Annotated in this window: 13 protein-coding genes and 4 tRNA genes; all 17 read left to right on the top strand. The window is 38.6% G+C overall.

What is annotated here, in order from left to right:
• Window positions 1-41: 41 nt before the first annotated feature.
• A complete protein-coding gene (argC, locus tag AC27H3_RS08755; protein WP_487105409.1) occupies window positions 42-1,094 on the top strand; it encodes an N-acetyl-gamma-glutamyl-phosphate reductase in 1,053 nt (350 codons plus the stop codon).
• Window positions 1,094-1,885: an acetylglutamate kinase gene (argB, locus tag AC27H3_RS08750; RefSeq protein ID WP_487105407.1), complete on the top strand. Its 792-nt coding sequence runs from the start codon at window positions 1,094-1,096 to the stop codon at window positions 1,883-1,885. Before argC ends, argB begins: the two co-directional genes overlap by 1 nt.
• A gap of 50 nt (window positions 1,886-1,935) precedes the next feature.
• The gene (locus AC27H3_RS08745) at window positions 1,936-2,850 is read left to right on the top strand and encodes an ornithine carbamoyltransferase (protein WP_487105405.1); all 915 of its coding nucleotides are present in this window, start codon (window positions 1,936-1,938) and stop codon (window positions 2,848-2,850) included.
• Between the two features lie 113 nt (window positions 2,851-2,963).
• On the top strand, window positions 2,964-4,208 hold the full coding sequence (locus tag AC27H3_RS08740) for an argininosuccinate synthase (RefSeq protein WP_487105403.1): 1,245 nt from the start codon (window positions 2,964-2,966) through the stop codon (window positions 4,206-4,208).
• Window positions 4,209-4,229: 21 nt separating this feature from the next.
• Complete coding sequence (gene argH / locus AC27H3_RS08735) at window positions 4,230-6,191, top strand: argininosuccinate lyase (RefSeq protein ID WP_487105401.1); 1,962 nt, start codon at window positions 4,230-4,232, stop codon at window positions 6,189-6,191.
• Between the two features lie 58 nt (window positions 6,192-6,249).
• Window positions 6,250-7,557 carry an amino-acid N-acetyltransferase gene (argA, locus tag AC27H3_RS08730; RefSeq protein WP_487105399.1) on the top strand — a complete coding sequence of 436 codons (1,308 nt, stop codon included), beginning with the start codon at window positions 6,250-6,252 and terminating at the stop codon, window positions 7,555-7,557.
• A gap of 217 nt (window positions 7,558-7,774) precedes the next feature.
• Window positions 7,775-8,938 carry an outer membrane beta-barrel protein gene (locus AC27H3_RS08725; RefSeq protein WP_487105397.1) on the top strand — a complete coding sequence of 388 codons (1,164 nt, stop codon included), beginning with the start codon at window positions 7,775-7,777 and terminating at the stop codon, window positions 8,936-8,938.
• Between the two features lie 156 nt (window positions 8,939-9,094).
• Window positions 9,095-9,604, top strand: a complete 510-nt coding sequence (locus AC27H3_RS08720) for a polysaccharide biosynthesis/export family protein (protein WP_487105396.1) — start codon at window positions 9,095-9,097, stop codon at window positions 9,602-9,604.
• Window positions 9,601-11,760: a GumC family protein gene (locus AC27H3_RS08715; protein WP_487105394.1), complete on the top strand. Its 2,160-nt coding sequence runs from the start codon at window positions 9,601-9,603 to the stop codon at window positions 11,758-11,760. Before AC27H3_RS08720 ends, AC27H3_RS08715 begins: the two co-directional genes overlap by 4 nt.
• Before the next feature lie 102 nt (window positions 11,761-11,862).
• Window positions 11,863-12,897, top strand: coding sequence for a UDP-N-acetylmuramate dehydrogenase (gene murB / locus AC27H3_RS08710; RefSeq protein ID WP_487105392.1), 1,035 nt, complete (start codon window positions 11,863-11,865; stop codon window positions 12,895-12,897).
• Window positions 12,894-13,868, top strand: a complete 975-nt coding sequence (gene birA / locus AC27H3_RS08705; protein WP_487105390.1) for a bifunctional biotin--[acetyl-CoA-carboxylase] ligase/biotin operon repressor BirA — start codon at window positions 12,894-12,896, stop codon at window positions 13,866-13,868. Before murB ends, birA begins: the two co-directional genes overlap by 4 nt.
• Entirely contained in the window at window positions 13,865-14,599 is a 735-nt protein-coding gene (locus AC27H3_RS08700; protein WP_487105388.1) for a type III pantothenate kinase, read from the top strand. The genes birA and AC27H3_RS08700 overlap by 4 nt, the downstream gene beginning before the upstream one ends.
• 134 nt (window positions 14,600-14,733) lie before the next feature.
• A tRNA-Thr gene (locus AC27H3_RS08695) sits at window positions 14,734-14,809 on the top strand.
• Window positions 14,810-14,844: 35 nt separating this feature from the next.
• Window positions 14,845-14,929: transfer RNA gene (locus AC27H3_RS08690), tRNA-Tyr, on the top strand.
• A gap of 26 nt (window positions 14,930-14,955) precedes the next feature.
• Window positions 14,956-15,030, top strand: a tRNA-Gly gene (locus AC27H3_RS08685).
• 16 nt (window positions 15,031-15,046) lie between these two features.
• A tRNA-Thr gene (locus AC27H3_RS08680) sits at window positions 15,047-15,122 on the top strand.
• An 82-nt stretch (window positions 15,123-15,204) separates the two neighbouring features.
• Window positions 15,205-15,492, top strand: a 288-nt coding sequence (locus AC27H3_RS08675) for a GTP-binding protein (RefSeq protein ID WP_487105386.1), incomplete at its 3' end; no start/stop codon positions are given.

Raw genomic sequence — 15,492 nt, 5'->3', positions numbered from 1 at the left:
TAGCCGTTGTAGTTTCTAATCATAAGTTAAATGGTAAGTAAATGAACGTTATAGTTATTGGTGCAAGTGGTTATGTCGGTGCTGAATTAATTGGGTTGCTTACGCAACACAATAAAATATCAATTCAACACTTGTTAGTGTCTGAAAACAGTAGTTCTAGTGGAAAAACTTTTGCTCAACTGCATACTCGCTGGCAGGGGATCTGTGATTTACCCCTGCACTCTTTTTCGCAGCAATGGTTTGATCAACATATAAACTCATCTGAACATGCTTTATCTGGGCATGGTATAGATGCCGTCTTTTTTGCAACTCCCCATGAATTTAGCGCGCAATGGGCACAAGCTTTTATTGATCAAGGTATTAAAGTTTTTGACCTTTCTGGCGGGTTTCGTCTAAAAAATTCGACTCATTACCCTGTTCATTATGGTTTTGAACATCAATCGCTAAAAGCCCTTGAACAAGCTCAGTACGGTTTAGCTGAATGGCAATCCGATGAAATTGCAACCAGTAACCTAATTGCTGTACCGGGTTGTTATCCAACCGCTAGCTTATTGTCTTTAAAGCCCATTACTAGTAATGCATTACATGTAGAGAACTCACTTATTGTCGTTAATGGCATTAGTGGCGTAACGGGCGCGGGTCGTAAAGCATCTTTAGCAACAAGCTTTTGTGAAGTCAGTTTAACGCCTTACAATATTTTACAGCACAGACACCAACCTGAAATCAGTCAAGAAGCGAATGCTGAGGTTATTTTTAACCCGCATTTAGCCCCTTATAAGCGTGGTTTATTAGTCACGGTGACTTCACAGTTAAAACCTGATGTAACAAGTCAACAAGTTGATCAAGCTTTTACTCAAGCATATCAAGACAAACCGCTAGTTCGTATAGTAAATGCTTGGCCTAAAATCGACAATGTTGCTCATACAGCATTTGCAGATGTGCACTGGCAGGTTGATGAAGCTAAGCATGTAGTTGTTGTTAGTTGCGCAATTGATAATTTATTAAAAGGTGCGGCTTCGCAAGCCATTCAATGTGCAAATATTAGCTTAGGTCTGCCAAGTGAATATAGTTTAATAATGTCGGGGAAAAGCTGATGAAAAAACCTGTGGTGATAAAAATTGGTGGCGCTATTTTAGATGGCTACAACCAAGGTAATACCTCAGCATTAACAGCGCTGCTCTCTGTTATCGCCAATTTAAAAGATCAGCCTGTAGTTATTGTACATGGTGGTGGCTGTATTGTTGATGAAATGTTGACACAAGCAGGATTTACAACCGAGAAAAAGCACGGTTTACGCGTGACACCAAAAGCGCAAATGCCAATTATTAGCGGTGCGCTTGCAGGCAATGTTAATAAAGCAATTGTGGCGAGTGCGGCGAGTTTAAAGTTAGCCGCAGTAGGTTTATCTCTTACCGATGGTCAAATGGTGCAGTGTGACTTAAGTCCATTAGCATTAGGGCAAGTAGGTGTGCCTAAACCTTTTAGTAGCGCATTATTAGATACCTTGTTAAAAGCGAAATTTTTGCCAATAGTATCTTCAATTGGGGCGTTGGAAAATGGTGAGCTTGTTAATGTAAATGCGGATGACGCTGCTGTTGCAATTTGTCAGTTATTGAACGCGGAACTGTTTTTACTTACCGATGTAAATGGTGTTAAAGGTGCTACAGGAGAATATTTAAGTTCACTGAATCATGAGCAAGCTGAAGCGCTTATAAGTAGTGGTGTTATTGCCGGTGGCATGACTGCAAAAGTCAATGCAGCGTTGCAAGCGGCAAATAAGTTACGACGAAGTATCGCGGTTGCCAGCTGGCAATCGCCTGAGCAAATTATCGATTTACTCAATGGTGCCAATGTAGGAACCAGAATACAGCCAAGTGTTAGTTAGAAATAACCAAAACACGTCGTAAACGCGTTTTAGAACAGGATAGAATTTTAATGAACTTAGAACATTTCTTAGCTGATGATCAGCTAAATAAACAACAAATACTCGATTTAATTGCCTTAGCACGTGATATTAAACAGCAGCCTAAAAAGTACAATCAAGTATTAGCAGGCAAGTCGGTTGCGATGATTTTCGAAAAGCCGTCTTTAAGAACACATGTTAGTTTTGATATTGGCATTAATAAGTTAGGTGGTCATGCGCTTTATTTAGGCCAGCAAAATGGCAAACTAGGTGAGCGTGAAAGAGTAAGCGATTATGCTAAAAACCTCTCATGTTATGCCGATGCCATTGTTGCGCGTGTGTTTAGTAATAATTCTATTGAACAGTTAGCCGCGCATGGTAGCGTACCCGTTATTAATGCCTTATGTGATGTATACCATCCATGCCAAGCATTAGCTGATTTTGTTACGCTTGCAGAAAACTTCGACGATATTTCAACCATCAAGCTTGCTTATGTTGGTGATGCAAATAATGTTTCAAATTCGTTAATGATTATGGCAGCTATTGTCGGTGTAGATTTCACGTTAGTGTGTCCAGAAGGTCATGGGCCAGATGAAACCATACTGAATAAGGCGATTAAGTTTAGTGAAATATCAGGCAGTAAATTATTGTTTAGCTCAAATATTTCAGCGCTAGGTCAACAAGATGCTATTTATACTGATACTTGGATATCTATGGGCAGTAACACCAATGTCGATGACATTTTAGCCACCTTTAAACCGTATCAAGTTAATCACGAACTCATGGCAAAAGCAGGGGCTAGCATTGTTATGCACTGTCAACCTGCTCATCTCGAAGAGGAAATTACCACCGAATTGTTCGACAGCGAAATGTCAGTGGCATTTCAGTCAGCTGAAAACCGTATGTGGGCGCAAAATGCAGTGTTAGTGACTTTATTAGCTGATTAGCCAAGCGGTTATTATTAAACAAATAAATCAAATTTAATTTAAAAATACTATTCAAACTAGCCTATTTCACAACGTTGGCTAGACTGATAACAAAAATTGTAAAGGAAAAAATCATGGCATTAGCAGCAAAGAAAAACATTAAAAAAGTCGTATTAGCTTATTCTGGCGGTTTAGACACATCAGCCATTATCCCTTGGTTAAAAGAAAATTACGATGGCTGTGAAGTTGTCGCATTTTGTGCAGATGTAGGACAAGGTGAAGAAGAGTTGGTTGGCATAAAAGAAAAAGCCATAGCTTCAGGTGCTTCAGAGTGTTACGTCGTCGATCTTAAAGAAGAATATGTAAAAGATTATATTTACCCAATTCTAAAAACAGGTGCCGTTTATGAGGGGCAGTATTTATTAGGTACATCAATGGCACGTCCTGTTATTGCCAAAGCTCATATCGAAATTGCCTTAAAAGTTGGTGCTGATGCGGTTTGTCATGGTTGTACTGGTAAAGGTAATGACCAAGTACGTTTCGAAGCTTGTTTTGCAGCTTTAGCTCCACAGTTAACCGTTATTGCGCCATGGCGTGAGTGGGATATGGTTTCACGTGAAGATCTTTTAGACTACTTAGCTGAACGTAATATCCCATGTGCCGCTTCGTTAACTAAAATTTATAGTCGTGATGCTAATGCTTGGCACATTTCGCATGAAGGTGGTGAGTTAGAAGACCCTTGGTGTGAGCCTTCAAAAGAAGTTTGGACCATGACCGTTGACCCAATGGATGCACCAAACGAAGCAGGCAAAGTAATGCTAAGCTTTGAAGCTGGTGAATTAGTGGCGGTTGATGGCAAGCCAATGTCAGCGTATCAATCTTTAATGTATTTGAACGACAAAGCTGCTGCCCATGGCGTTGGCCGTATCGATATTGTTGAAAACCGCTTAGTAGGTATGAAATCTCGTGGTTGTTATGAAACTCCAGGCGGCACGGTATTAATGGCGGCATATAAAGGTTTAGAGTCACTTATTTTAGATAAAGAGTCATTAAAGTATCGTGAGTCAGTGGGTCATGAATTTTCACACGTAATTTATGACGGTCGTTGGTTTACACCACTTGCCAAAGCACAGTTAGCTTCAGCCGCATCATTTGCTGAAAAAGTAACGGGTGATGTAGTGGTTAAATTGTATAAAGGTATGGCGCAAGTAACACAACGTCGCTCTCCAAACAGCTTGTATTCAGAAGAGTTTGCAACCTTTGGTGCAGACGATGTTTACGACCAAAAACATGCAGAAGGTTTTATTCGTTTGTTCAGTTTATCAAGTAGAATAACCGCACTTAAGCAAGCAGACTCAGTATTATCTGAAAAGAAATAAAAAAGGTAGAGGAATTTAGCCATGGCATTATGGGGCGGACGGTTTAAAGAGCAAGCTAGTGTACAGTTTAAAAAGTTTAATGACTCTTTACCTGTTGATTATCGTATGGCGGTACAAGACATTGTTGGGTCTATTGCTTGGGCTGAAGCATTAACTACAGTTGATGTACTAAGCCAAGCAGAGTTTGAAGAATTAAAGACGGCATTGTTAGAATTAAAAGCTTCAGTTGAAGAAAATCCGAAGCAAATTTTATTGTCTGACGCTGAAGACATTCACAGCTGGGTAGAAATTAACCTTATCGAAAAAACTGGTGATTTAGGGAAGAAATTGCATACTGGTCGCAGCCGTAATGACCAAGTGGCTACTGACTTAAAACTCTGGTGTAAAGAAAAAGGTAGTGATTTACTTTATGCCTTAGTGAACTTGCAACAAGCCATGCTAGATCTTGCTGAACGTGAACGTAATACCGTACTGCCAGGCTATACGCATTTACAACGTGCGCAACCGATTACTTTTGGTCATTGGTGTTTGGCGTATGTTGAAATGTTTAACCGTGATATAGGGCGTTTAAAAGATGCTTTATACCGTGCCGACACTTCACCATTAGGCTCAGGCGCATTGGCAGGCACAGCTTACCCAATTGATCGTGACAAGTTAGCCCATAATCTTGGCTTTCGAAGCGCAACACTGAATAGTTTAGATGCTGTTTCTGATCGAGATCACGTAATAGAGCTTTTATCTACCGCCAGTATCAGCATGATGCACTTGTCTCGCTTTGCAGAAGATTTAATTTTCTATAACTCTGGTGAAGCAGGCTTTGTTGAAATGAGCGATTTAGTTAGCTCAGGTTCATCATTAATGCCGCAAAAGAAAAACCCTGACGCATGTGAATTACTACGTGGTAAAGCGGGCCGAGTAATGGGCTCTCTAACCGGTATGATGATGACCATGAAAGCCTTACCGCTTGCTTATAATAAAGATATGCAAGAAGACAAAGAAGGTTTGTTTGACGCGCTTGATACCTGGCAAGAATGTATGCAAATGGCAGTTTTGGTTGCAGAAGGTTTAACGGTAAATCGTGCTCGTACTTTAGCCGCAGCACAACAAGGTTATGCAAACTCAACCGAGCTTGCAGATTATCTTGTTAGTAAAGATATTCCATTTCGCGAAGCACATCATATTGTGGGTGAAGTGGTATTGGCAGCAATTGATGCTGGCCATGCATTGGAAGATTTCTCTATTGCACAGTTACAAAAGTATAGCGACAAAATTGAGCAAGATGTTTACCAACATCTATCTATTGAATCTTGTTTAGATAAGCGTGGCGCATTGGGCGGCACATCTCGTCAACAAGTTGAAAAAGCCTTAGCAGAAGTGCAGTCGGGTAATCTTTTATCAGACAACCAAGATACTTTAAATACACAAGTATTAGGGGCACCAAGCAAAACGCAAATCAATATGACTTTAAAGCAAGTTAAGCAACGTTTGAATGCACAACGCGCTGCTGCTATGTCGGTTCGCAGAGCAAAAATGTCAGACATTGATAGTATTTCAGCATTAGTTGATTACTGGGCTGAGCGCGGGGAAATACTGCCACGCAGCCGTGATAATATTATTCATGATGTGCAAAATTTTGTCGTTGCAGAAGTAGCCGGAGCTGTAGTCGGCTGTGCTTCACTTTATATTTACCAAACTGGACTGGCTGAAATACGCTCGGTTGTTATTGATAAAAGTGCACATAAACAAGGACAAGGCCAAGCGTTAGTGCAATATTTGCTAGAGTTTGCTCATCAAATTCAATTACAAAAAATTATTGTGCTGACTTATATCCCGAACTACTTTGAGCAGTTAGGTTTTAACTTAATTGATAAAAACTCATTAGCCGACAATATCATTGAAGACAGTGAGCAAAGCCCACACAAAGATCCGGCTGATGAAGTGGCAATGGAATATATTGTTAATCGTTGTGTAGAAGAAGCCTAAGGTTTCTTCTTGGCTGTAGGTGTTGTTAATCAATGAAAGTTAGTAGCGAAAAGTTGTCATGAATAGTAATGAAGATAATGTAAAGTGGTTTAGAAATGCTGCGCCGTATATTAATGCCCATCGTGGTAAAACCTTTGTTTTAATGTTCGGCGGAGAAGCAGTTCAACATGCTAATTTTGCAAATATTATTCACGATATAGCTTTACTACGAAGCCTAGGTGTTAAGCTAGTTTTAGTACATGGTGCGCGTGTGCAAATTGAAGAACGCCTTAATGCGCTCGCCTTACCACAACAAATTGAAAATAACATTCGAGTTACCGACGCTGAAACTTTGAACGTTGTTAAAGATGCAACAGGTTCGCTGCGTATTCATATTGAAGCCTTGTTGACTATGGGCTTAGTTAATTCGCCTATGCATGGTGCGCAAATACGTGTTAGTACTGGTAATTTTGTTATTGCTAAGCCAATTGGCGTAAGAGACGGGATTGATTTTAAGTATAGTGGAGCCGTTCGCAGAATTGACGCTGAAGGTATTAATACACAACTAAATTTTGGCTCTATGGTTTTGTTATCGCCTGTCGGTTATTCATCAACAGGTGAAGTGTTTAACTTAGCATTAGAAGATGTTGCAGCGCAGACGGCTATTGCCTTAAAAGCAGACAAGTTAATTACATTAACTGAGCAAGCTGGTTTAATTGATAAAAAAGGGGCATTAATAAGAAGTTGTGGTATTGCAACAGTAAGTGAACTTCTTTTACAGCAAAAAGACCACGTTCAACAGTTACTATTAAAAGCGATAATCCAATGTGGTAAACAAGGCGTTGAACGTTGCCATAGCGTAAGTTACGCCAGTGATAGTGCACTTTTACAAGAGCTTTTTACTCGAGATGGTGCCGGCACATTAATCGCTAAAGATTTTCAAGAGCAATTATCTGCAGCTAACATTGATGATGTCGGTGGTATTTTAGAGTTAATTGCCCCATTAGAAGAAGAGGGGGTGCTTGTTAAGCGTTCGCGAGAGTTACTTGAAGTTGAAATCGATCGCTTTACGGTAATTAAAAAAGAAGACGTTATTATCGCTTGCGCAGCACTTTATCCATATCCAGAAGCAAAAACCGGTGAAATTGCTTGTTTAGTTATACATCCTGACTATCGAGGCGGTAATCGAGGTATACGTCTTATTCAAGCGCTTGAACAAACGGCGAAAAGGCAAAACCTTAATTCAATATTTGTACTCACTACGGTTAGTGCTCATTGGTTTATTGAACAAGGCTATAGCGAGCAAGCTATTGAAAAGCTTCCAGAAGGTAAACAAAAAATGTATAACATTCAGCGTAAATCTAAGGCCTTCAGCAAAGAGATTTAATGGTTTAAATTTATCTAGATACATAAAGCAACCTACAAGGTTGCTTTTTTTTAGGCTAATTTAGGCTAAGTATACCTTAAATATTCGTTACAAAATGATAACAAATCATTTCAATAGAATTTGTTTTTGTGCATACTAAGTAATGTAAGCGGCTAAAATGCCAAGCGGATTTTTTACTGATTCGTATAATAATAATAAAAATAGGCAAACTTGAGATATGAGTATTTCTCGATTTTTTGCTATATGTGCAATTTACTGTACGTATAGTACGTCAGCATTGGCAGAATTTGACAATGATTTAGCGATTAATTTATCAACTGAAGCAGGTTATATAGATAACTTTCTATTTCAATCCGAGAATGAAGAAAGCACCGCTTTTTATCGTTTAGCTTCAGACCTAGCTTTTAGCGCTAAAAGCCAGCAATCCGCATTTAATATTAACGCTAATATTGCCACTTACCTTTACGCAAATTTCGACGACGATAATCATACTGATTACTCCATTATTCCTAAATATCAATTTAAGTTTAGCCAGAATCAGCGACTCCATATTTCAGGGCTTTTGCTTAATGACTTCACTTACAGAGGTATGGGCTTATCTTTAGGTCAAGCTGATCAGTTAGAAAAAGGCGATACTCAAGAGACATTAGGGGCGATAATTGGTTATGAGTACGGTACAAAAGAATCTCAAGGCAGGTTAAATTTCGATCTTACCTATCACGAAAGTGAATTTACCACTCGACGTACAGACACCAATCGATTGGATACAGAAATACTGACATTAAAATCAAGCTTTGACTATTTGCTATCAGGCAAAACATTTTTAGCCTTTGACCTCGACTATAAAATTATTGATTACACAAATGATCCACTTATCAGTCGCGATAGTATTTCAGGCCTAATTGGCGTGAAATGGTACACTACAGTGATCAGCGAGCTTAATTTTCTTGTGGGTTATCAGAACTTAAGCTTTGAAGACAGTCGTTTAATTGATGATAGCGCTTTTAAATGGCGATTTGACTACACATGGCGACCTTCTGATTATACTACCCTACACATTGTCTCGAATCGAAAGTTTGATGAGACCTATCGATTAATTAGTAGTTACCGTTTAGCACAAACGCACCAAATTGATGTAATACATGACTTTACCGAGAGTTTATCCGTGCTTTTTGCTATCGGTATTAATAATGACGAATTTATAACTCCTCAGAGCAGTAACGATGAAGACTATGTGGTTGCGGCATTAGAGCTGAACTATCGTTACAGCGAACGATTAAGCTTTAAGTTTGCTTATGACTATAAATCACTCGATGCGAACTATGGTGATATTGATTTTGCGCAGAATAAAGTCGGTATCAGCATAAAGCTTGATTTATAAAGGGTTAAATTACAGTAAGAATAGTAGTGTATAGAATAAATTTTTATTTAAATTTATCAACATTATTAGTAAAATCTTATTACTTGAACTGGTCAGACTAGATCGAGGTGACTGATAGGTGGTTGCTAGAGTGTGTTACTAAAGTGGATAAAAAATGTGAAGGTTATAATAATTAGTTTGTTGTTTTTTTTCGGCAATGTATCAGCTAATGACTATAAGTTAGGTGCTGGCGATAAAATTCAGATCACCGTATATGGTGAGGCTGATTTAACGACTCAGGTGAAAATAGAAAAGTCAGGTGTGATTTCGTTTCCATTTTTGTCTGATATCACCGTAGTTGGCTTAACATCGAAAGAACTGGAAAATAAAGTTGCTAACGGTTTGCGCGGTGATTATTTAATTGATCCACAGGTAACTGTTTCCATTGAAATGTATCGACCTTTTTTTATTCATGGTCAAGTAAAGCGCCCAGGCGGCTATCCGTTTCAAGAAGATTTAACACTAGATAAAGCAATAGCTATTGCAGGTGGTTTAGCGGCAAGAGCATCGAAATCTGCATGGAATATTACAAGATTAGTTAATGGGGAGAAATCGGTTTTCAACGCCAATGTTTCGAGCGTGATTTTACCCGATGATATTATAGAAATTGAGCAAAGCTTTTTTTGAATACTCTAGAGAATAAAGATTTAATATCCATTAATGAAGAGGTAGCTTTAAAAGAAATTTTAACGCCGCTTTGGTCACGTCGATGGAAAATTATATTCTTTACTCTAGTAGTAACGTTACTCGCAGCAGTTTATGTGTCGTTACTAAAACCTTCATATAGTGCCACCGCAATTCTACAGATCGGCACTAACAAACCTGCGAATACATTATCAATTAATGATGCTTTTAACGAGTCAAATGCCAGTAAAGAGCAAATACAAACACAGTTTGAACTATTGCGCTCTAGAAAATTTGCAGAGCGTGTTATTTATCAACTTAATCTTGTTAAACATGAAGAATTTAACAGTGGAAAGTATAACGATAAACTGGCATTTCTTGCTAATGTTGGACAAAGAAAAAAGCAAGCAGCGGTAAGTGAAGTCGTACGAAAATTTCAACAAAAATTAACGATAGTACCTATTGCAGGTACAGAGTTAGTTAAAATATCTTATATGTCCTATTCGGCCCAATTATCACAAAAAATAGCGAATCAAGTAGGTATTACATATTTACAATACCAAGACGAAATTCATAGCGCATCAAAAGAAAGCACATCTCAATGGCTGGTTGATCAACTAGAAGAATTAGGCAAGAAGTTGCAACTATCAGAGTTGTCTTTGCAAACATACCGCGAAGCTGAAGGCATTGTTGATATAAAAGGCGTCGTAGGTTTAGTAGGCTCTCAACTTACCGAGTTAACATCTGAAACCTTAAAAGCAGCTAAGTTAGCGGATGATCTTGCGATTTCATATCAAGATATTCAAAAGCATAATGGCAATATTGAAAAACTGAGTGATCTTCATGAAATCAGTAGTCACTCTACCTTGATGCAATTGCGTCGTGAAGAAGAAAGAATTGAAAGAAAAGTATTTGAGCTGTCTCAACGTTACGGCCCAAAACACCCGAAAAAAATTGCCGTTAATGCTGAGTTAATGTCACTTAAAAATCGTATTACACAGCAAGTTTTCGATATTGTTGTATCCATAGAAAAAGAATATTTTAGTGCTTTAGAAAAAGTAAATGGTACTAAACAGCGTTTAGATATAGCAAAAAAAGATTATTTACGTTTAAGTCGTTTACAGAATAAGTTTTCTCAGTTAACTCGTGAAGTAGAAACCAACAAAGAGCTTTATAATAACTACCTAGTGCGTTTGAAAGAAGCAGATGCAATGGGTAATTATAAAGCAAATTTTTATGTGCGTTTTATAGATAAGGCGACAATACCTAAAAGTCAGTCTGCTCCAAATAAAATCATGGTAATAGTTTTCACTTTTATATTGTCGATTGCTGTGATTTCTTTAGTTATTATCATGCGCGAATTATTAATGGATACCTTAAATTCACGTCGTAAATTAGATAACTTTAATGATGCGCCTATTCTAGCGGTATTGCCGAAAATAAGAGCGAGTGCACATCAGCGAAAAGAAGATGCTTACAGCACAGATAACCGCTTTACGGAAGCAATAAGAACATTACGTACGGCTTTGTTATTTAATAATGAAAAGAAGCCACCTAAGATAATCGCAGTAACGTCTTCAGTGCCCAATGAAGGTAAATCAACGGTTGCTTTACATCTTGCTCGCTCTTTTAGTGAAATGGAAAAGGTACTGTTGATTGAAGCCGATATGCGGCATCCAACAATCGCTAAAAACATGAGTTTGAATGAACATCGCCCAGGGCTTTCGAATTTGTTGGCAAAAACGCATCAAATTAATGAATGTATTATTCGTGATAAAAATGTCAAATTAGACATTTTAACTTCAGGCGTTACACCCGCTAACCCGTTAGCTTTTCTATCCATGAAACGTTTTAATATGCTGATTAAAGTTTTTGGTAACTTTTATGACCGCATTATTATAGAAACGCCACCAGTTCATGCAGTGAGCGATGCGGTTATAATTTCTAAATTAGTCGATAGTGTTATTTATATTGTGCATGGCAATAAAACCAAACGTGAACAAATTTCATCTGGCCTTAGAATGTTGAAGCAAGTAAATGCACCTATAGAAGGCGTAGTGGTCAATCATAGTGAAAACATTGATACCGATAAATACCAGAATAAATATTATACCGAACGTGACAATATTATTAAGCTGGCGGCAAGAAAACGCGGCTAACATAAGTGAGTTTAAATTATATACTTAATTCAATTGCTTTAAAGCAGTTTATGCTTGGAGTATTTATGCGTACAATAGCACAAATTTCTAATAGTCACTGTTATGAAAATACGTACAAACTTCTCCTTACAAACTCTCAATAGCTTTAATGTACCTGTTATCACAGCAGAAATATGTTTCCCTTCTACTTTACAAGAGTTAGCTGAAATAACCGCAGAAAAAGCCACTTCATCTTATATTTTGGGCGAAGGCACAAACTCTTTATTTTGCCAAGAGCGTGCGCCAACAATAATTAAACCTAGCCTAATGGGCATCGAAATAACAGAGAGTGACAAAGACTTTAAAGTTAAAGTTGCTTGCGGACAAAACTGGCATGAATTTGTTCTATTCTGCATTAATAAGGGAATATTTGGTTTAGAGAACTTAGCGCTGATCCCCGGCAGTGTAGGTGCTGCTCCTGTGCAGAACATAGGGGCTTATGGCATTGAAGTAAGTAACTTTATTGACTATGTTTCATGGTTCGATTTTGCCGAACAAAAACAAATAAACTTTTCGAATGAAGAATGTCGATTTGGCTATCGCGAAAGCATTTTTAAGCAGGCTTTGAATGGCAAGGGTATTATCACGCATGTAAACTTTAAATTTGCTAAAGCTTGGCAGCCCGAAAACCGTTATCACGGCCTGAACGATTTACCAACACCAATAACACCTCAAGCCATAATGTCTAAAGTAATACAACTTCGCCAAGCCAAATTACCTGAGCCGAAAGAATTACCCAATGCAGGAAGCTTTTTTAAAAACCCGATAGTTACTGAAGCGGTGTTTAAGCATTTACATCATCAGTATCCTATTATGCCTTATTATTTGCAGGAAAATGGCGCTATTAAATTAGCCGCTGGTTGGTTAATTGAACAATCAGGTCTTAAGGGGTATCGCCAACGTGGTGTTGGTGTTCATGAAAACCAAGCTTTAGTTCTTATAAATTATGAAAGTAAGCAGGGTGAAAACATAGTCGCTCTATCGGTTTATATTCAAGAAAAAATCATGGATAAATTTAATATAAAATTAGTGCCAGAGGTACGTTTTATTGGTGTTAATGGTGAGTTGTCAGCTAGTGATACAGGAAGTGAATCATGAAAGCCATACGTGAGCAATTGATAAAGAGGCTAGTTAAAGGAGAGTTCTTATCAGGCCAAGCTTTAGGTGAGGAACTAGGGGTAAGTCGCGCTGCAATATCAAAACATATTGCTGCTCTACAGGAAATAGGTTTTGATATATTCAGTGTTACTGGTAAGGGCTATCGCTTAGCCAATCCCATAGAGTTACTCGATGAAACTCGTATCGAAAAGCACTTACTTGACCAAAACATGGCAACCAAAGTTGAAGTTCACAACTTAATAGATTCCACTAATAGTTATTTAATGCGCCGTTTACCTAATCAAAATGTTCCCGGACAAGTATGTATAGCAGAATATCAAAGTGCAGGGCGAGGACGAAGAGGCCGACAATGGATTTCACCTTTTGGTTCGCATATTTATTTATCAATGTATTGGTATTTAGAGCAAGGTATGTCGGCTGCTATGGGCTTAAGCGTAGTGGCAGCTTTAGCCGTGAGTGATGCAATAAAATCTTTGTATAATGTTGATGTTGAGCTGAAATGGCCTAACGATATATACTTTAATGGCGTTAAGCTTGCTGGAATTTTAATTGATCTTGAAGGCCAAGCCATGGAGCCGTGTCATTGTGTTATTGGTATTGGTTTAAATATTAAAATGCCAGAACAAAGTGCTGCGTTAGTCGATCAACCTTGGATTGATTTATCAACCGCTTTAGATACGGAGGTTGATCGTAATATGCTAACCGCTAACATTATATCAGCGCTACTTACACGTTTAAAAACCCACAATGAAACAGGAATTAACACCATGATTGCGCAATGGCAATCACAAGATTTTTACTTTAATAAACCGGTTGCTTTAATCACTGGAGAAAAAATTACTCGCGGTATTTCTCGTGGCATTAATGCACAAGGAGCCTTAATGTTAGAAGTTAATGGCCAAGTTGGCCCTGTGTATGGTGGAGAAGTTAGTTTAAGGTCGGGTTTATGAGGCTTTTAGTTGATGTAGGAAACACGCAAGTAAAGTATGTTTTTCAGGGTAAGGAGAGCGATTCTAAACTTTCAAACGTTGTTTATGTTGATTATCAGGCATTTCAACATCAATTGGCTCAAGGTATATTTTCAGCAGTTAATGAAGTCGTTGTTGCCAATGTGCATGCTAGCGAAGTACTCGATGCTATAGAACATTGGGCAAGAAAATATAATATCGCCTGTTTGCAAGTACACAGTAGTGCCAAAGCTTTTGGAATAACTTCATCGTATCTTGAACCTGGGAGCTTAGGAGTTGACCGTTGGTTAGCTATGGTTGGGGCAAAACGACTTTTTCCAGAACAAAATCTATTAATTATTGATGCAGGTACAGCCACAACCATTGATTTATTAGCTGCAAATGGTGAGCATTTTGGGGGGTGGATAATGCCCGGGGTACAAGTGTTATTCAGTAGCTTATTGGCTCGAACCAATAAAATTGTTGCTACACCTAAAGCGAAAGCGAGTGTTGCATTCGGTACTGATAGCTCAAGCTGCTTGAATCATGGCAGTTGGGCAATGACCATTGGCGCGATTAAAGAGGCTATTTCTCAAGCAAATGGGTTGCTCAACCTTGATAAGGTTTTAATCACTGGCGGTAATGCACAGGAAATATCTACACTTATTCCTGGTATCGGGCAGCTAGAGACTAAGCTAATTTTTCACGGCCTAAGCTGTTTTCAGGCTCGTTGAGGTCAATATATACACGCTAAATAAATACGATAGTGTGTAAAAAACCATCAAACGCATAAAAATAGGCTTTTTTTTGCATTTTGGTGTTGCAAGCAAGAAAACATTACTCTAGAATTCGCTCCACTTAATGTAGTGCCGACTTAGCTCAGTTGGTAGAGCAACTGACTTGTAATCAGTAGGTCGCCAGTTCGACTCCGGCAGTCGGCACCATTAATACATTACTTGTAATGTGAACAATAAAATTTGGAGGGGTTCCCGAGTGGCCAAAGGGATCAGACTGTAAATCTGACGGCTCAGCCTTCGGTGGTTCGAATCCACCTCCCTCCACCATTTTAACAGAGATAATCTGTAGATTAGCGGGTGTCGTATACTGGCTATTACCTCAGCCTTCCAAGCTGATGAAGCGGGTTCGATTCCCGCCACCCGCTCCAGTCTTTATAGAGAAATGCTGATATGGCTCAGTTGGTAGAGCGCACCCTTGGTAAGGGTGAGGTCGGCAGTTCGAATCTGCCTATCAGCACCACTTCTTCTTTAGACCTTCTATAGATTAATCAATGTTTAACACAATAAATTAATTTATTTTATATACCCAGAGGTATTTTAAGATGGCTAAAGAAAAATTTGAACGTAATAAACCGCACGTTAACGTTGGTACTATTGGACACGTTGATCACGGTAAAACAACACTAACAGCCGCTATCTCTGCGGTATTAACTAAAGTACACGGTGGTGAAGTTAAAGATTTCGCACAAATCGATAATGCTCCAGAAGAGCGTGAGCGTGGTATTACAATCAATACTTCTCACATCGAGTACGATACAGAAACACGTCACTACGCACACGTAGATTGTCCTGGCCATGCTGATTACATCAAAAACATGATCACAGGTGCA

This window comes from Colwellia sp. NW0002-52-1, assembly GCF_057550865.1.
This window is presented reverse-complemented; position numbering and strand designations above follow the sequence as displayed.